This is a genomic window from Dyella kyungheensis (assembly GCF_016905005.1).
Classification (GTDB): Bacteria; Pseudomonadota; Gammaproteobacteria; order Xanthomonadales; family Rhodanobacteraceae; genus Dyella; species Dyella kyungheensis.
This window is the reverse complement of sequence record NZ_JADIKC010000001.1, coordinates 352850-370629: the sequence shown is the minus strand read 5'-3', so window position 1 is coordinate 370629 and position 17780 is coordinate 352850. Positions and strand designations below refer to the sequence as shown.

Genomic DNA, 17780 nt, shown 5'->3' with positions numbered 1-17780 from the left:
TTTCGCGCCGCGACATCGAAATATTTTCGCCACAGGCCGCAACCGCGCTCAGTTTCCCCGGCACTCACCTCGGACAAGCGTTGAACGCTGAACGATTGAGGCACGTCGAAGATGCTAACGATTCAGGTGGGCCACTCCTACTTCCTGAGGTTCGACCGCAAGCAATGGGAACGTGGCAAGCCCTACCCGCCGCTGGCCACCATGCAGGTGGCTGCGCTGCTGCGGCGCATGGGCCACCAGGTTTCCCTGTTCGACGCCATGCTCGCCGAGGGCGTGGAAGAGTACGAGGCCTCGTTGAACGCGTCCTCGCCCGACGTGGTGGTCATCTACGAAGACAACTTCAACTATCTCACCAAGATGTGTCTTGGGCGCATGCGCGACGCCGCCTGCGAGATGATCGCCCTGGCGCACGCGAAAGGCGCGCGGGTGATCGTGGCGGGCTCCGATGCCTCCGATCAACCCGATGCCTTCCTTGCCGCCGGCGCCGATGCGGTGTTGATCGGCGAAGGCATCGCGCCGCTGGTGGAATTGATCCGCCGCATCGAAGAGAACCCGGCGATCCGCACGCGCGAATGGGTGGCCAATCTCTCCGGCGTCGCCGCGATGGTGGGCGGACAGATGCAACTGACGCGCGTGGGCGCGGTGCCGCCCGATCCGCGCATCGTCGGCCAGCCGGCCTGGGATCTGGTCGATATCGAGCGCTACCGCACGCTGTGGCGCGAACGTCACGGTTACTTCAGCCTCAACATGGCGGCATCGCGCGGCTGTCCGTTCCGCTGCAACTGGTGCGCCAAGCCGATCTGGGGCAACCACTACAACCGCCGTACCGCCGAAGACGTGGCGGCGGAGATGACCTATCTCAAGCAAACCTTCCAGGCGGATCACATCTGGCTCGCCGATGACATCTTCGGTTTCCACGTGGATTGGGTCGAAGCGTTCGCAGCCCATGTCAACGCATCGAACGGCTCGATTCCCTTCACCATCCAGACCCGCGCCGACCTGATCAGCGAGCGCATGGCCACCGCATTGAGCCACGCCGGTTGCGCCGAGGCGTGGATCGGCGCCGAGAGCGGCAGCCAGCGCGTGCTCGACCACATGAACAAGGGCACCACGGTCGAAGACCTGATCATCGCGCGCGAACGCCTGGGCGCGGCGCGCATCCGGGTCGGCTACTTCATCCAGCTCGGCTACCTCGGCGAGCATCTCGAAGACCTGATGGCCACGCGCGACCTGATCACCCGCGCCGCACCCGACGACATCGGCGTCAGCGTGTCCTATCCCCTGCCCGGCACGCGTTTCTACGAGCAGGTAAAGGCGCAGCTCGGCGAGAAGACGCATTGGCAGGACAGCGGCGACCTGGCGATGATGTTCCAGGGTGCCTACGATTCGGAGTTCTACCGCCACGTACGCGACCTGCTGCACGAACAGGTGATCGTGCAGCAGTGGAAAGTGGTCGGCCATGCCGATCGCCACCGCACGGCTTCGCACGCACTCGACGCGCGCTGGGATGCCCTGATCGCGACCGAGGCCGTTCATCGCACGGGCGCCGAGCAGGTGACGCTGCGGCCCAGGACCTCGTGTCATGTGTGATGCCTCGCAGGTGGCTGCCACATTGCCGCCGCTGGGCGTGATCAAGTCGGCGCTGGAGCGCACCACGGAAACGTTGGCGGCCGAACTGGCCCATCCCAGCGGCGAAACGCCGGACTGGACGGAACTCGAATGGCGGCTGGCCACCGCGGTGGCCGCGGCGCACGGCGTCGCGCCGCTGCTGTCGGTCTGCCCGCGCTGGCAGAACCCGGCCTGGAACCGCTTCATCGACAGCCAGTACGAACATGTGGCGCAACGTCATCAACGCATCGCCGCCCTGCTCGACCGCATCGATGCCGATGCCCGCGACGCCGGCATCGCGCTGGTCGCGTTGAAGGGTTCGGCGCTGCATGCGCTGGGCATCTATACGCCCGGCGAACGGCCGATGGCGGACATCGACCTGCTGGTCAGCGACGCCGAGGCGGAGCGCGCCGGACACCTGCTGGAAGCACTCGGCTACGTCCCATCGTTCGCGTCCTGGAAGCATCGCGTGTACAAGCCTGCATCGGGCAAGCCGGTGATGAGCCTGGGCGAGCATCGCGATACGCCGGTCAACATCGAACTGCATACGCGCATCCAGGAACGGCTGCCGGTGTCGGTGGTCGACATCACCGAGCGCGTCTATCCGCGCGATCCGCAGCCGGGCATCAATGCCTATCCGTCGTTGGGCGCGTTGATGAGCCATCTGTTGCTGCATGCCGCCGGCAATGTCTGCGGCCGTTCGCTGCGGCTGATCCATCTCAACGATATTTCGCTGCTCGCCTCGCGCATGCTTCGCAGCGACTGGCATGTACTGCGGAACCGCGACACCGGCGAGACCCCGTGGTGGGCGCTGCCGCCGCTGCGGCTGGTCGCGCGCTATTACCAGCACGCCGTGCCGGCTGCGTTGCTGTACGAACTGGAACTCGACTGCCATGCCCTGTTGCGCAGCGTGTCGCGGCACCAGACGCTGACCCAGGCGTCGTGTTCGGAGCTTTGGATTCACGCGTGGGCAGGCTTCGAATGGGTACGTTCGGCGCGTGAAGTGGGCTCCTATGTCGCCCATCGCCTGCGGCCTTCGAAGGAAGCGCGGCAGGAGCGCGAGGACATGCTGCGCACCCAGCTGTGGCTGCAGGCCACGCCCTGGCTGAAGTCGCGGCAGTGGCTGCGCATCTTCACCCTGCTGACCCGCTCGGTGCCGCGCATGGACACCATGTACGTGGTGCGTGCCGCGCTGGCCCAAGCCCCCGCCGCTCGTACTTAACGCGCCGAATCCGCCGTCAGCACCTGCAGATAGAGCGCCTCGAACGTGCGGGCGGTGTAGTCGGCGTCTTCCGTCACCGCACGCCGCTGCGCGGCAACGGCCAGACGCAGGCGCAGCTCATCGTCTTCCAGCACGCGGCCGATCGCCTCGGCCAGTGCCGCCCAGTCGCCCACCGGCACCGCCAGCGCAGCGGTCGGCGACCATTCCGCGATATGGCCCACGGCCGTGCCCACGGTGGGCAGGCCCATCACCGCCGCCTCGAGCAACACCAGCGGTCCGGCTTCGTGACGCGACGACATCACCAGCACGTCGGCGGCCTCCATCATCGGCCGCAGCTCACGCTGCGTCTTGAAGCCGTGGAAATGCACGTGCCGATCGAGGCCGAGGTCGTGCGCGAGCCGCTGGATCTCGCCGTCCAGCGTATCCACGCCGACGATATCCATCTGGAAATCCACGCCCGCTTCCACCAGCACGGTCAGCGCGCGCAACAGCGTGGCCTGGTCCTTGACGCGGTTGAGGCTGGCGACATGGATCAGCCGTGCGCGGCCCGTACGCCGGCAGCGCGGCGGCAGTGGCGACCAGGCGCGCAGATCCACGCCCAGCGGCACGCGGCGCGCTTTCAGTCCGAGCGCCTGCAGGGATTCGATGATCGGCACGCTGGCCGCGGTCACGGCATCGGCGGCGCGCAACACGAGTGCTTCGCGCAATCGTCCTTTCCAGCGACGGCGGCCACCGTAGTCGATCTCGTCCAGGGCCACCAGTTCACCGCCGGCGATATGCACGAAGCTCGGCAGTCCAAGCAGGATCGCCGCCGCGACGGCCACCATGCTGCACGAGCCCGAGAAGATCGCATGCACCAGGTCGAACGGCGCCCGCTTGTGTTCGTCGCGGATGGCGCGGATCGCGCGCAGCCGCGACCAGCCGTCGCCAATGTTATGGATGCGCGCGCCAGCCAGGGACCAGCAATCGGCCGAGGCTTCCTGGCGCAGGGCGAATACGTGTACTTCGTGCTCGCGGGCCAGCCGCCGGATCAACGCCAGCAGCACGGGAATGACGCGAAATTCGCCGGTGCGATCGACGCCGCCCGGCACGACCAGTGCCAGCTTCATGGCGTGACCTCCCGTCGCACGTACAACAGCTGCGCGTAGGCTTCGCCCCAGCGCCGTCCCAGCGCCTGCGGCGACAAGGCATCATCGAAATGCGCACGTACTTCTGCAGGCGACGGCCGCTGAGCAGCGCTTCGCAACAGCGCATCGGCCAGCGCCTTGGCGTCGCCGCGCGGCCAGAGCCGGCCGACCTCGCCGACCAGCGCGCGAAACGAAGGAATATCGGTCACCACCGGCGTCACGCCGCAGGCCATGGCTTCCAGCACGGCATAACCGCAGCTCTCCGCATGACTGCCCGAGACGAACAGGTCGGCGGCGCGCATCAGCGACTGCACGTGTTCGTGCGACACCTTGCCCAGCAGATGCACGCGCCCCGCCAGGCGGTCGTCGCCGTCGATGCGCCGTTGCACCTGGTCCAGCAAGGGCGCACTGCCGAAGGCGCACCACAACTGCAGCTGCGGCAGCCGCATGGACGCTTCGGCGATGCCGTCCAGTACCGTCAACGGGTCCTTGCCCGATTGCAGATGACCCACCCAGAGCACGCCAGGGTCGCCGTGCAGGCCGGTCTGCTCGCGCGCCTGCGCACGGCTCCCCGGAGTGAAGCGGCTGGTGGATTCGGGGATCACGAACACGCGCGTGGACGGGTTCACCAGATCGGCCGTCACGAAGGGACGCGCCAGCTCGGCGGCTGTGAACGCCATGCCATGCACGGCGGCGTACCAGCGCCGCCAGCGCGAACGGCGCCAGCGTGATGGCACGCGGTCGGCATGGTCCTGCAGCAGGATCGGGAGATTCGGCAACTCGCGCGACAGCGCGTACGCATCGCCCGCCGCACCCAGACTGTGCACATGCGCGACATCCGCGTTGATCGCATCGAGCAGCCGTGCCACCCGGCGCGCCCGCTCGGTGACGCTGGTGTCATACGCCGGCACGAAGTGATAGGTCACCCCGTTGCGATGGAGTTGTTCGGCCTGTGCGGCCAGCTGGATCACCGTGACGCGCGTACCTGCACTGGCGGCCGATTCGGCGATGTCCACCAGCGACGGCCATGCCTCCAGCGCTTCGGCCAGACCCAGGCCATCCGGTGCGGGGAAGTAGTTGAGCTGCGCGACATGCAATGGCGGCACGGCTCAGAGTCCCGATACCTGGGGCATGCGAAGGCGGACGATGCGATTGGCGAGATTCAATTCCCACGGACTGTCGTAGCGCCGCAGCCGATAGCGCCACGATGCCGCCGCCGCCAGCGTGCGCTTGGCCCAGGTCGGCGAGCGCAAGTCCTGTACGGTGGGATAGCGGCAACGCAACACGGTGACGAAATCGTGGATGCGTCGGCGCAGCTTGTCGTTGAGCCAGGGCGCATCCGCATGGCAGGCATAGTCCACCCACTGCTTCTGCGTCCACTCCTCGGGCGTCGAGGGAAACACCAGCGGCTCGCCCTGCTGATCGCGCAGCGGCGTCGAGGCGCGCTTGCCGCGGTCCTTCTCATGCTTGCTGCTTTCCGGCAGCGGCGTGTAGACGTAGACGATGATCTCCGACTGCGGATTGACACGCTTGAGTTCGCGAATGAACTCGAAGGTGTGCTCGGTTTCCTCTTCCGTGTTCTCCGGCGGCGCCACCATGAACGACAGCTCCGGGATCACGCCCTGGCGCCGGCACAGTTCGGCCACGGCCAGCGTCTGGTCGGGGCGCGTGCCCTTGCGGATTTCCTTGAGCATGCTTGGGCTGGCCGATTCCGCGCCGATATAGGCCATGCGCAGCTTGCTCTTGCGCACCAGTTTCCAGGTGCTTTCCGACAGATTGAGCAACGCATCCGCGCGTGCGTAGCACCACCACGGCAATTCGTAGCGCGCCATGATTTCCAGCAGCGGAATCATGTCCTGCTCGCGGTCGAAGAAATTGTGGTCGAAGTACTGGATGGAATCGGCGCCCAGTTCGTACTTCAGGTATTGAAGGTCGCGCTCCAGGCGGGCCATCGGCGGCAGCGCGGTGGCGCCGCCGAACATCGCGGCCACGCCGCAGAAGGTGCAGCGGAAACGGCAACCCACCGAGGCCTGGTGCGCCGCCGTGCGGCGGCCCAGGAACGTGCGCGCCAAATAACGACGCGGGTCGCCGAGTTTGTCGTAGGGCAGCACTACCGGCGGTCCGTTGCGCGAGAACGGCCGGCTCGCGTTGTGCACCAGTTCTCCATCGCGCAGCCATGAAAGCCCGTTGATGGTGGGAAGTTTCGCCGTATCGCCCGCATGCAGCGCGGCGATCAGTTCGGGCATGCTGTCTTCGCCCTGCCCCCGAATCGCGTAATCCACGTAGGGCGCCCGCAGCGCCGTCTCGGTGTACAGCGTGGGGAAATAGCCGCCCCACACGATGGGTACATCCGGCCGATGCGCGCGGATGGCCTGCGATACCGCAATGGCCGGCTCGATCTGCGGTCCGCCCATCACGCTGATGCCGACCGCCGTGCAGCTGCGTTCGTCCAGCGCGTGCAGCGTCTTGTCGACGAAGTCGCGATCCATGTTGCCGTCGATGATGCGGCTGCTGCCGTCGCGATCCAGCGTGGTCGACAGATGCAGCAACGCCAACGGAAAGCGCGCGCTGGAACGCGACGTGATGGTCGGATTGATCAGCAGCGTATGCGGTGTGTGGTTCATCAGATAGGCATCGTCATGGCTTGCGCCACAGTTGGAAAACGAGCGCCACCGGCACTTCCAGCGCAGCGCGGTCGAAGTTCGCGCCGGGTGGAATGTCGATCGGATCGAGCATCGGTTCGAGCACGCTGCCGATCTCCAGTCCCACCCTGGCGCAGGCAGCGTGCCAATCGCTATACAGGTGCGCCGTGTGGCGCACGGCATAACGTTGCCCTTCGGCCTTGAAGTCGCGCAGCCAGCCAAGCGCGTGGCCAATGGGGTGCACGTCGCTGCACAACACCATGCCGCCGGGCTGGGTGACGCGGCACAGTTCCGCCAGCACCGGTTCCAGTTGCTCGACGTGGCCGACGGCCAGGCCGCAGACAGTGAGATCGGCCCAGGCATCGGTGACGGGTAAATCGTCCAGGCTGCCCTGCATCAGTTCGGTCGATACGCGCCGATGGCCCGCGCCAAGCTCGGCTTCGGCACGCAGCAGCATCTCCGGCGAAAGATCCACGCCGGCAATCCGCGCCGCGCCACGCTGCATGGCATAGCGCATATAGCGACCGGTGCCGCAGCCCGCGTCGAGCACGTTGCGTCCGCTGAGATCCTGCGGCAGCAGGCCGAGCATCGCCCGCTCCTCGGCCAGCATCACCGGGTTGTGGGCGCGCGCGGGATAGCTGGGTGCCCACAAGGCGTACGCTTCGGCCGGATCGAGTATGGGGGTGTGGTGCAGCATCAGCAGCGGGCCTCGATGGTGATGGCCGACGCCAGCGCACGGTCGCGCGCGTCGGCGAATTCGAGGCCGGGTTCCAGCGCCAACAGCGCCGGATCGGCCAGCGATTTCGCCAGCAGCTTGGGTCGGCCGTCGAGCATCACCGGCACGGTGTCGACCTCGGCCAGCGCGAACCAGTCGGCAAAGTCGGGGTCGGCCATGCACGGCAGGCCCTCGCGTACCACGGCGCGAATCCGGCTGCGCTCGAGGCCGATCAGGCTGCTTGCCTCATAGCCGCCGCGATCTTCCACGATCAGCAGATCCGCATGCGCGCCGACTTGCAGATGGCCGCGCCATGGCAGGCGCAGCATGCGCGCCGCGTCGGTGGACACCAGTGCGAGCATCTGCCGTGGCGTCAGTTCATCGTGGACGGCGACATGGCGCAGCTCTTCCAGAAGATCGCGCGAGCCGCTCAGGCGCGAATCCGTACCCAACGCCAGGCGCCCGGCATCGGCCAACCGGCGCGGATCGAGCGTGCGTCCCAGCAGCCGTTCGTTGCTGCTTGGGCACCACACCACGCCTGCACCGACCTCGAGGATCCGATCGATGTCCTGCGCGCGCAGGCCCACACCGTGCACCAGCACGCTGCGGGCGGCGAGGCAGCCGAGCTCGTCCAGATGCGCCAGTTCGGCCTGCGCGACGGCGTCGGTGCCTTCGGCGAGATGAATGATCCAGGGGCGGTCGACCGGCGTCTGCGCAAAGCTCTGCTGCACCGGCGGGCCGTACGAATTCCAGCCGAGCGCATAGCTCCAGCCGTACTCGCGCAGCAAGGCCACCGGAAAATCGGGCGCATCGAGCGCTTCATGCCACGGATCGTGATGCGCAACGAACGTGGTGCCGGCCAGCAGGTTCTTCAGCGCGCCATGGCGCAAGCGCAAGGCCTTGGGCACGCGCAACGCAGCCATCACCGCTGCGTCGTTGAAGTGGGCCTGGAACGCTTCGATCCAGGCATAGCTATTGGGAAACACCTCCGCCGTGGCCAGCGGCGGCACCGCGTTGATCTGCAGATGCTCGTGCGCGTTGATCAGCGCGGGAAAGATCAGGTGATCGCGCAGGTCGATCTGCGGCGCCCACGCCGGCAGCGACGCGTGGATGCGCCCGCCGCACAGCAGCAGCGGTGCCCGGGAGACGCCCTCCGGCGTGACGCATGCCGCGCCGCGGAGACTGGCATGGGTTCGGGCGAACCAGGTGTCCATGGCATCAACGCTTGCGCATCACGATCAGGAAGTGATCGCCCATGTCGCGCAGCAGCGGCAGCGCGCCCAGGCGATCGTCGAGCCGGCCCATCCGCTCGTACCAGGAGCGGCGGCGGCGGTAGGTATCCACCAGGTACGGCGGCGGCATGAACAGGCTCAGCGCGCGATAGCTCTCCAGCGAGAACAGGCTGTCGAAGGCACGATAGAACTCGCGTGGCAGGTAGTAGTACGTCCAGATGGTGTGCTTGTTCATGCCGACCGCGGCAGGGCCGCGCGTGCCGCGCACGCTGGCGCGGCGAAAGCGTCCGCGCATGGCGTAGTGGCCCATTTCCCACGGACAGATGCGGCCGATCACCGAGAACACCAGCTTGCCGCCGGGCTTGATCAGGCGTGCGCACTGCTCGGCCACGGCATGCAGGTCCGGCGCGCAATTGAGCGGTCCGAAATTGGAATAGATGCCGTCGAACTCGTCCTTCAGCTGATCCAGCTCCTGCACACCCAGGTGCACGGCCATCACGTTGGATTCCAGCCCGGCTACGGCAGCGCGCGAGCGCGTGCGCCCGACCATCGCGGGCGACCAGTCGCTGGCCACCACCTGGTAGCCGCGACTTGCAAACTCCAGCGCGTCGATGCCGGTGCCGCAGCCGATGTCCAGCAGCTGCGAACCGGCCGGCACTTCCCTGGCCACCGTGTCCCACAGCGTCACCCGCATGCGCTGGATCAGTTCGTTGTTGCCACGCGGACCGTCGTAATCGGCGGCCACGCTGTCGAACGCGCGCTGCGTGTCCAGCAATTGCGCTTCGTTCAAGGAGGCCTCCATCGAGCGCCGGTTCGCATAACCCATGACTGACTCCAACACTCGCTTGCAGATTGATCGATGCGGCGCCACGCGCGCCGTCTCCCGGTAGGTGCCCTCAGACCGTCGTTTGGTTGAACGACACCGTCGCCACCTGACGACGGCGCAAGGCATTGCGCGCGATCGCGGCGAACGCACCCAGCGAGAGGCCAAACAGGATGCCGATGCCCCAGATCAGCGTGAGATTGGGAAACACCGGGCCCTGCGGCACGTACACCGGCCACATCAGCGAGGTCTGGTAGGTGTAGTTGTGGGTCAGGCGGATGCTCAGATCGCCGCGTGTTTGCCGCAGGTCGCGGATCTGCGCATCGGTGGCGGTGAGCAACATGGACGCCACGCCCTGCTCCTGGGCGTCCTTGGCGGTGCCTGGTTTTGCCGTCTGCTCGAGCTGGTTGCGCGTCGCTTCGGCGGCCTTCAGGTCGGCATCGACATCGTTCAATCGCGCCTGGGTCAGCTCCAGCGGCTTGGCCATCAATGCTTGATGCACGATCTGCAGTTCCGCCACGGTGGCCTCGGCGAACTGGCGTGCCTGTGCCGGCGACCAGCCCCGCACGCTGAATTTCACCAGCGGACCGGCGTACGGCAGCGGGTCCAGTTTCACGCTCTTGCGATACAGCCGGGCCTCCGGGGCGTCTTCCTTGATGCCGATATTGGCCAGCACGTGATTCTGGAACGGCACCAGCTGCAGGCGCTCGAGCACGCGTGCCAATGGCTCGACCTTGGGATCGGTGCCCGACAGCGCCGGCACCTGGCCGATCTGGATATACGCGGTGGCCTCCCACTGGCGTCGCGCCGAATGCGAGAACGCGAATACGGCGATCAATACCGCCAGCAGGCCGGCCAGGAACCACGCCCATTCGCGCAGCAGGATATGCCACAGGTCCACTACGTAAACTTCGTCTCGTTGCATGATGGGTTCACTCATGAAAGGCGGGGCGGGACCATGCCGCGGCTTGCCGGCAAGGCCGAATCGATGAGGCCGGGTGCATCGGACTGCCGGTGGTTCGGCAGCAGCGCCGCGATCAGCTGCAACAGCAGACACAGCAGGATGAAACCGGCATTGGTCCAGGTGAACGCCTGCGGCGCGAACGGCGCCATCAGGCAGGTGTAGGACACGCGCAGAAAGATCAGCAGGCCGAACAGCGGCACCGTGGGCTGCAGTCGCCGCACGCTCCACAGCAGCAGCGCATACAGCGCGACGATCGAACCCGCCGCGCCCATCGGGCCCCACGCCATCAGGAACGGAAAGAACTCCGTGCCCACATTGATGTTCGCGGCATCCAGCGGAATGCCGGTGCCAGCCGTGGCAATGGAACCGGACATCGGCACCAGCTGGTTGAACAGGAAGTGGCTGTCCGTGTACTGCTTGGCGAGGATGGAGCCGAAGTTGTACGGACCGGCGCTGGCGTACAGCAGCAGCCACTTCACGCCTTGCGGCGCGGCCTTGTACATGTCGCTGAAGGGCAGCGTCACATAGTCGAGCGTGCCCGAACGCAGGATGCCCAGCACGGAGAACAACGTCGCCCCACCGAGCACCAGCAGCGTCACGCTCTTCCACGGCAGCGGGCGGGCATCGTCGCGACGCAACAGGATCACCAGCACCACGGAGAACAACGCGGCGAAAATGCGGTTGCGATCGATCACCAGCACGGGGAACAGGAAACCGACCGCGATCAGCGCAGCCCGCAGCCCCTTGTGGCGCGTGCACAGCATGCCGATGGGCGGCAGCACCCAGCACATGTCCGACACATGGCGAATATGATCGCGACCGCCCTCCATGTTCGCGTAGGCCGACGGCGTGGCGAACAACGGGATGGGAAACAAGGTGAGGTCGAGCAGGCAGAACACGATGATGAGCGCGGCCAACAGCAGCGCCACGAAGCCATCGCGCGTGCCGGCATAGTCGCGCCGACGGAACAGCGCGCTGGCCGGCAGCCGGGTGCCGGCCACCAGGTCGAACGCGAAGATGGCCAGCGCCATCGTCACCAGCAGCAGGAGTCCTTCGAGATAATCCGGCGGCAGGTCGTAGGTCAGCACGGTCAGCCCGCAGGTCAACAGCAGCGGCAGGCTGAGATAGAACGATGGCAGGCGCAGCAGCTTTTTCATGCCCGCTCCAGCACGTGATGGGCCACCCGGCGGCGCGTCCTGGACATCAGCAACATCAGCGCATAAGCCGCCATGTGCACCGTCACCGCACACACGCGCCGCTCCAGGAAACCGATCTTGGCCCCGATGTAATGCGACTGGGCCAGCAGCAGCGTGCGATACGGTTCCTCGAACATCGCCGAACGGCGGATCGCCACATCGCGAGCCTCCATCAGGTGATGCACGCGCAGGCGCGGGTCGCGCGTCCGGCTGAGGTTGCTGGTGTGGATGCGATACGCGCACACGTTTTGATCGATGAAACCGATGGCGTCGTGCGCCGCCAGCCGCAGGAAGAAATCCCAGTCGTCGATGCGCAGGCTTTCGCTCCAGCCCGCCACGGTTTCCAGCGCGCGGCGGCGCACCAGGGTCACCGGACCGCCAATCGCCCACTGCGAGATCACCGCACGGCGGATGCCGTCGTCGGTCGCGTAGAGGCTCTTGTCGGCGTGGTGCAGGTCGCGCATGCCGCTGTCGTAGAGGCGGCGCCCATCCTGGTCCACCACTTCCGAATCGCCGACCACCGCCCATTTGTCCGGGTGGCCCAGCAGATAGTCCACCTGCGCATCGAGGCCGCCGGGCAGCAGATAGTCGTCGCTGGCGCCCAGCCGCAGGAAGTCGCCACGGGCCCGCGCCGCCAGCTCGTTGAGCGTGGCGGCCACGCCCTTGTTGGCGCGGCGCACGTATTCGACCGGAATATCGTTGCCGTGGCGCGCGGTCCACGCGGCGATCCGGCGACCGGTACCGTCGGTCGAGCCATCGTCGATGATGACGATTTCTTTCGCCGGATAGGGATCTTCCAACACGCTGTCCAGGCAGCGCTCCACGAAGCGCTCATGGTTGTACGCAGGCACCAGCACGGACACCAGCGGCATCGGGCTACCCGGCGGTAGCGCATCGTGCATTCTCATAGCTCCCCCAGGTAACGTCGTACCACGATCACGTTGAAGACGAGGTAGAGCACGTAGTTCACGCAGAACGCGTACATCGTCCCGACCAGGCCGAAGCGCGCGGTAAACAGGTAGACCAGCACGAGGTAACTGATCGCGAAGGCCACTTCGGAGGCGACGAACAGGCGCGTCATGGCTTTGGCGAGCATCACGTAGGACAGGACGAACGAGGCGATCTTCACCACGTCGCCGATCAGCTGCGGCGCATAGAGGCTGTTGGCGGTGGCGAAGTCCGCACTGAACAGCAGCATCGTCACCCAATCCCTGCACACGTACACGCCCACCGCCAGCAGCACCACCGCCGGCATGATGTAGCGATAGGCCTGCCGCAGCTCCAGCACCAACGGCGCACGTGCATGCGTCGAGGCGAGCTTGGGCAGGTAATACACGTTGATCGCCGTGGTGAGGAACAACAGATAGGCATCCGATACCTTGCTCACCGCCTGCCAGTAACCCACCTGTTCCCAGCCGAACTGCGCGGCGAGGTGATCGCGCACCGCGATGTTCACCAGCGGCGGCAGCAGCGCCGAGGTCAGCGTCATCACCGAGAAGGCGGCCAGCCGCAGCGTCATCTCGCGGTCGAAGCGCATGCGCAACATGCCGCGCTGGAAGTACGGGCTGCGCCACCACGCCGGCAGGCCAACGGCGAGCACCAGCAACTGGCCGATCACCAGCGCAAGCAAAGCACCATAGAGATTCAGCCACCGCGCCAGCACCAGCGCCAGCGCGATACTGAGCAGCGAACCGAGCACCTGGATGAAGGCCAGGCGCTTCACGTCCATGAAGCCGTTGATCACGGAAAGGATGTAGTTCACCAGCGCGATGCCCAGCTGCACGGCGGCAAGCACGGCGATCAGACCCTGGTAGCGCACGTCGCCCAGCAACCATCCGGCAATCTGCCCGCTGAGCAACAAACCGATGCAGCCGATCAGACAGGACGCGCACAGCGCGTACCACAGCGCGGCGGAGAGCAGCCGCGACAGGCGCTGGGGATCGTGCCGATATTCGGCCACGTACTTGACCACACCGGCGCTGATGCCGCCGCCGGCCAACACCGCCAGCACCGACATCAGGCTCATGAACTGGCCGAGACGGCCGACACCTTCCGGCCCCGCCATCCAAGCGACCAGCTTGAGTATCACCAGACCCGCGAGCAGTTTGGCCGCGGTGGCGATGGAGGCATAGAAGCCGGCGCGCACGATGTTCATGGCGCACGCCCGAACGCATTGCAGGCATTGATCACCTGGTCGATGGCCGCCGTGCTCATCGCCGGACCGATCGGCAAGCTCAGTACTTCGTCGTGCAACTGCTCGGTGATCGGCAGGCGCAGCTCATGCAGCGACGAATACGCCGGCTGGCGATGCGGCGGCACCGGATAATGCACCTGGCTCTGCACGCCGTGCGCATGCAGATGCTGCTGGAGTCGATCGCGCTCGCCGCACCGGACCACGAACAGATGCCAGGCGTGGCGTGCTTCGCCGGCCACCTGCGGCAGCAGGATCTGGGCATTCCGGATACCGTCGCGATAGCGGCGCGCCACGTCCTGGCGCATGGCCACTTCGTCATCCAGATGCGCCAGCTTCACCCGCAACATGGCGGCCTGGATCTCGTCCAGGCGCGAATTGCAGCCCTGGTACAGGTGCTGGTATTTCACTTCCGAACCGTAGTTGCGCAGCGCCAGCACGCGCGCCGCCAGCTCGTCGTTGTCGGTGACGATGGCACCGCCGTCGCCGAGCGCGCCCAGGTTCTTGGTCGGAAAGAAACTGAAACCGGCCGCATCGCCCAGCGCACCCGCGCGGCGCCTGTCCGCCACCGCACCGTGCGCCTGCGCTGCATCCTCGATCACCAGAAGACGGTGCTGCCTGGCGATGGTGGAAAGTGAGGCCATATCGGCCAACTGGCCGTACAAGTGCACCGGCATGATCGCCCGCGTACGCGGGCTGATGGCCGCCTCGACGCGTGCCGGGTCGAGATTGAAGGTGGCAGCATCGGGCTCCACCAGCACGGGCACCAGCTGGTTGGCGGTGATGGCCAGCAACGTGGCAATGAATGTATTGGCGGGAACGATCACCTCGTCGCCGTCGCGCAGCGCGCCCAGCTCCTTGTAGCCGCGCAGGATCAGCGACAGCGCATCCAGGCCGTTGCCCACGCCCACGGCATGGGCAACACCGCAGTAGGCGGCGAACTCGCGTTCGAACGCACGCAGCTCCTCGCCCATCACGTACCAGCCGGAATCGATCACGCGCGACGCGGCCGCCCTGAGCTCGTCGGCGTAACGGGCGTTGACATCCCTGAGCGAGAGGAATGGCACGTCCATCACAACACCCACTCGTAGAAGTCGTGCACCACGGCGCGCGCACCGAACGATTCCTTCTGCGCGATCAACCCGCTGTTGAGCACCGAGCCCTGCTGTTCGGTGGAGATGCCAAAACTGAAATACGTGCGATCGGCATAGGTTTCGCTGACCAGTTCACCGAGCAGCAGGCTCAGCGCATCGATGCGCCTGCCCTCTTCCGAGGCGGCGATGTATTGCGAATGCACAGTGCGCCCGAAGTCGTAGACCAGCACGCCGGCCAGCAGCGTGCCGCCCTGCCGTGCCTCGTGCAAAATGATTTGTCCGGGAAAGCGCGACTGCAGCAGCTGCAGTTCGGCAAGACTATGCGTGGGCACGGCCTCGTGCCGCCGCAGCACCTCGCCCAGCAAGGCGTGGTAGTCGGCCAGATCGTGGCCGCGACGCACCTGCACACCTGCAGCAGCCGCCCGGCGGACGGCCCGGCGGCGCGCATCCGAGAAACTCACGCGCTCCCGCAAGGGCACCACGGACGAAATATCCCGGCGCAGCAGCCGCGCACCCACGCGCTGCAAGGCGTACAGATCCTCCTCCGCGGGATAGGCATGAAACACATGTGGCACCGGCTTGTAGATCACTTGCGAGATACCCGCCTGCCGGTAGTGCTCGCCCATCAGCTCGAATACCGCCAGGGTGTTATCGGCACGCAGGTCGTGCGTGGCGATCAGGCCGGCATAGGTGAGTCCGCCATGGCTGGTCACCACGGCGTCGCGGACGCTCGCCGGAAAGACCGCGACGATTTCCGATCCGCGCTCCACGATCAACGAGCGGTCGGTGAACCGGTCGGCGTGATAGTCCATGTAACCGCGCCGGTGCAGGAAATTGCCGTTCCTCGACCGTCCCACCACGGCATCCCAGGCGGCGGCATCCGAGGCGTGATAGGGCCGCAGCTTAATCATGCATGCCACCCAGCACGGGGTCGTGCGTCAGCGCCACGCCAAAGCCATCCAGGCCCATGTCGTTGCCGTTGTAGAACATCAGCACGTCGTCGCCGCGCCGGATCAGCGCGGGATAGCAAAGGGTGCGCGAATCCCAGCCGCTTTCGGACAGGGCCAGCCCCAGTGCATCGTCGCGGCGCTCCCAGCCGACGCCGTCGTCACTGAAGGCAACGCCCGGAAAATATTCGCCGGTCACGTTGCCGCGGGTGAAATACATCGCATAGCGCTCGTCGACGCGATACACCCGCGGCCGGCCGATGCGGTACTCGCTGCCGCGGGGCAGCAGGCAGACGTGATCGTCGCGCGGTATGTCCGACAGGTCGCGCGTGCTCACGCAGCGAATGTGGTAGCGGGGAAAGGGACGCCCGTCGATGACTTCCCAGTCGTCGCCCACGGCATACCACAGGCGCCATTCCCCGCCATGGAACATCGCCGAGTGCACCGCCGCGATGGTGCTGCGGCCCGGCGCCCGGTCGAGGATGGGTGTTTCCTGCACGCGTTCGAACCGCTCGCCGCCATCGGTGGACACCGCCAGACCCGTGAAGGCCAGGAACTTGGCCCGCGCCACGCGCTGAAAGCCGACGTAGAACATATGCAAGCCACCCGGCGCCTGCACCACGTCGCCGAGGATCATGCCGTTGTCGTCGAAACAACCGCCCCGGCCGACATCGAGCACGGGTTGCTCGCTGACCCGAACGACCTGCGACGGATCGTCCGCCCGCACATCCACGTAACCGATGCGGCTTACCCCGTCGTCGTCGCGAAAACCGGCATAGACGCGGATGGTGTCCCGGTCGAGTCGCCATGGCGTGGGGGTCAGGGCGGAATGGCGCATCCATCCGCCCACGCCCTGCTTCGCGGTATCGAATACCAGGCCTTGTTTGCGCCATGCCGTCACGGCGCTCAGAGCCTCACGTCGAAACTGGAACGGTCCGGTACCGCCTTGGCCGGCGAGCCGACATAGATGCGGCCTTGCTCTGTATCGCGATGCACCAGCGCACCGGAACCGATCACGTTGTCGGCGGCCACTTTCACGTGGTCGTTGAAGGTGGTGTTGACGCCGACGAAACTGCTCTCGCCGATTTCGCAGAAACCCGAGATGACCGCGTGCGAGGCGACGAACACATGGTCGTGCACCACCGTGCGGTGGCCGACGTGGTTGCCGCTCCACAGGATGCAATTGTTGCCGATGCTGACGAACGGCTGGATCACGTTGTTCTCGAAGATGAAGCTGTTCTCGCCGATGCGCGCGTTGCGCCAGACGAACGCGCGCGAACTGACGTAGGTGGCGAAGCGATAGCCGCGCCGCTTGGCATCCAGGTAGAAGCGCGTGCGCAGACGATTGAGCTGGCTGGCCGGAATGGCCACGAAGGCCTCGTACTCCGTGGGCGGAAAATGCGTTTCCAGCGCCTCGTACGGCACCACCGGCCGGTCGGCCAGCGTGGTATCCGTCAGGTATTGCTGCTCGACACTGAAGCCCGCCACTTCGTAATCACTGTCGTGCTCGAAGTATTCGCAGGCGATCTGCGCCATCTCCCCCGCGCCGATCAGGACTAGGCGCTTTGGCATGCGACCAGTTCCGTGGCATAGGCGATGCCGCGCGTTTCGCGCAGGAATTCATCGTAGTCGGTGATGTAATCGGCGGGATCGTAGAGGTGATCGGCCAGCACCATCAGCACGCAGTCGTCGCTGAAGTCGTACAGCTCACGCCATACCATGCGGCCCATCAGCAGGCCCTGCGAGGGATCGTTCAGCACCACCTCGAACGGGCCGCTGCCATCGTCGAGCAGGAAGGTGACCGAGCCGCGCACGGCCACCGCCAGCTGGTGCAGGTGGCGGTGCGCATGCTTGCCGCGGTGCACGTCGCGCTGCGTCGCGAAAATGTAATAAACGCGACGAATCTCGAAAGGTACGTTGCGGTCCTGCTCCAATGCGATGAGCATGCCGCCGTGATCGCCATGTGGTTGCAGTTGAACTCGTTCGATTTCCATGGGGTCATCCGGTCTCAAGAGTGTC

At 66.1% G+C, this 17780-nt stretch carries 17 protein-coding genes; 2 read left to right on the top strand and 15 right to left on the bottom strand.

Annotated elements, in window-relative coordinates; translation table 11 throughout:
• Positions 1–111 precede the first annotated feature (111 nt).
• Both ISP20_RS01810 and ISP20_RS01805 read left to right on the top strand, forming a co-directional pair.
• Positions 112–1590, top strand: coding sequence for a B12-binding domain-containing radical SAM protein (locus ISP20_RS01810; protein WP_204634342.1), 1479 nt, complete (start codon positions 112–114; stop codon positions 1588–1590).
• A gap of 22 nt (positions 1591–1612) precedes the next feature.
• Entirely contained in the window at positions 1613–2830 is a 1218-nt protein-coding gene (locus tag ISP20_RS01805) for a nucleotidyltransferase family protein (protein WP_425490763.1), read from the top strand.
• On the opposite strand, the gene ISP20_RS01800 is transcribed toward ISP20_RS01805, so the two are convergent.
• The 15 genes from ISP20_RS01800 to ISP20_RS01730 all read right to left on the bottom strand — a co-directional run bounded on the left by ISP20_RS01800 (position 2827) and on the right by ISP20_RS01730 (position 17755).
• Positions 2827–3939, bottom strand: coding sequence for a glycosyltransferase family 4 protein (locus tag ISP20_RS01800; RefSeq protein WP_204634340.1), 1113 nt, complete (start codon positions 3937–3939; stop codon positions 2827–2829). The two genes, ISP20_RS01805 and ISP20_RS01800, sit on opposite strands and share 4 nt — an antisense overlap.
• Complete coding sequence (locus ISP20_RS01795; protein WP_204634607.1) at positions 3936–5054, bottom strand: glycosyltransferase family 4 protein; 1119 nt, start codon at positions 5052–5054, stop codon at positions 3936–3938. The genes ISP20_RS01800 and ISP20_RS01795 overlap by 4 nt, the downstream gene beginning before the upstream one ends.
• Before the next feature lie 12 nt (positions 5055–5066).
• On the bottom strand, positions 5067–6581 hold the full coding sequence (locus tag ISP20_RS01790; protein WP_204634339.1) for a B12-binding domain-containing radical SAM protein: 1515 nt from the start codon (positions 6579–6581) through the stop codon (positions 5067–5069).
• A gap of 13 nt (positions 6582–6594) precedes the next feature.
• Positions 6595–7296, bottom strand: coding sequence for a class I SAM-dependent methyltransferase (locus ISP20_RS01785; RefSeq protein WP_425490754.1), 702 nt, complete (start codon positions 7294–7296; stop codon positions 6595–6597).
• Positions 7296–8528, bottom strand: a complete 1233-nt coding sequence (locus ISP20_RS01780; protein ID WP_204634338.1) for an amidohydrolase family protein — start codon at positions 8526–8528, stop codon at positions 7296–7298. The genes ISP20_RS01785 and ISP20_RS01780 overlap by 1 nt, the downstream gene beginning before the upstream one ends.
• Positions 8529–8532: 4 nt before the next feature.
• Positions 8533–9372: a class I SAM-dependent methyltransferase gene (locus tag ISP20_RS01775; protein ID WP_204634337.1), complete on the bottom strand. Its 840-nt coding sequence runs from the start codon at positions 9370–9372 to the stop codon at positions 8533–8535.
• Positions 9373–9442: 70 nt separating this feature from the next.
• A complete protein-coding gene (locus tag ISP20_RS01770) occupies positions 9443–10294 on the bottom strand; it encodes a GumC domain-containing protein (protein WP_204634336.1) in 852 nt (283 codons plus the stop codon).
• Positions 10295–10305: 11 nt separating this feature from the next.
• Positions 10306–11490, bottom strand: coding sequence for a hypothetical protein (locus ISP20_RS01765; protein ID WP_204634335.1), 1185 nt, complete (start codon positions 11488–11490; stop codon positions 10306–10308).
• The gene (locus ISP20_RS01760; RefSeq protein ID WP_239535162.1) at positions 11487–12431 is read right to left on the bottom strand and encodes a glycosyltransferase; all 945 of its coding nucleotides are present in this window, start codon (positions 12429–12431) and stop codon (positions 11487–11489) included. The genes ISP20_RS01765 and ISP20_RS01760 overlap by 4 nt, the downstream gene beginning before the upstream one ends.
• A 2-nt stretch (positions 12432–12433) precedes the next feature.
• Positions 12434–13684 carry an O-antigen translocase gene (locus ISP20_RS01755; protein WP_204634334.1) on the bottom strand — a complete coding sequence of 417 codons (1251 nt, stop codon included), beginning with the start codon at positions 13682–13684 and terminating at the stop codon, positions 12434–12436.
• A complete protein-coding gene (locus ISP20_RS01750; protein ID WP_204634333.1) occupies positions 13681–14793 on the bottom strand; it encodes a DegT/DnrJ/EryC1/StrS family aminotransferase in 1113 nt (370 codons plus the stop codon). Before ISP20_RS01750 ends, ISP20_RS01755 begins: the two co-directional genes overlap by 4 nt.
• Complete coding sequence (locus tag ISP20_RS01745; RefSeq protein WP_204634332.1) at positions 14793–15725, bottom strand: GNAT family N-acetyltransferase; 933 nt, start codon at positions 15723–15725, stop codon at positions 14793–14795. Before ISP20_RS01745 ends, ISP20_RS01750 begins: the two co-directional genes overlap by 1 nt.
• The gene (locus tag ISP20_RS01740; protein WP_204634331.1) at positions 15718–16662 is read right to left on the bottom strand and encodes a glycoside hydrolase family protein; all 945 of its coding nucleotides are present in this window, start codon (positions 16660–16662) and stop codon (positions 15718–15720) included. The genes ISP20_RS01745 and ISP20_RS01740 overlap by 8 nt, the downstream gene beginning before the upstream one ends.
• Before the next feature lie 5 nt (positions 16663–16667).
• Complete coding sequence (locus ISP20_RS01735) at positions 16668–17333, bottom strand: acetyltransferase (protein WP_204634330.1); 666 nt, start codon at positions 17331–17333, stop codon at positions 16668–16670.
• Positions 17318–17755 (bottom strand): sugar 3,4-ketoisomerase, encoded by a 438-nt coding sequence (locus ISP20_RS01730; protein WP_204634329.1) that lies wholly within the window; start codon positions 17753–17755, stop codon positions 17318–17320. The genes ISP20_RS01735 and ISP20_RS01730 overlap by 16 nt, the downstream gene beginning before the upstream one ends.
• Positions 17756–17780 lie beyond the last annotated feature (25 nt).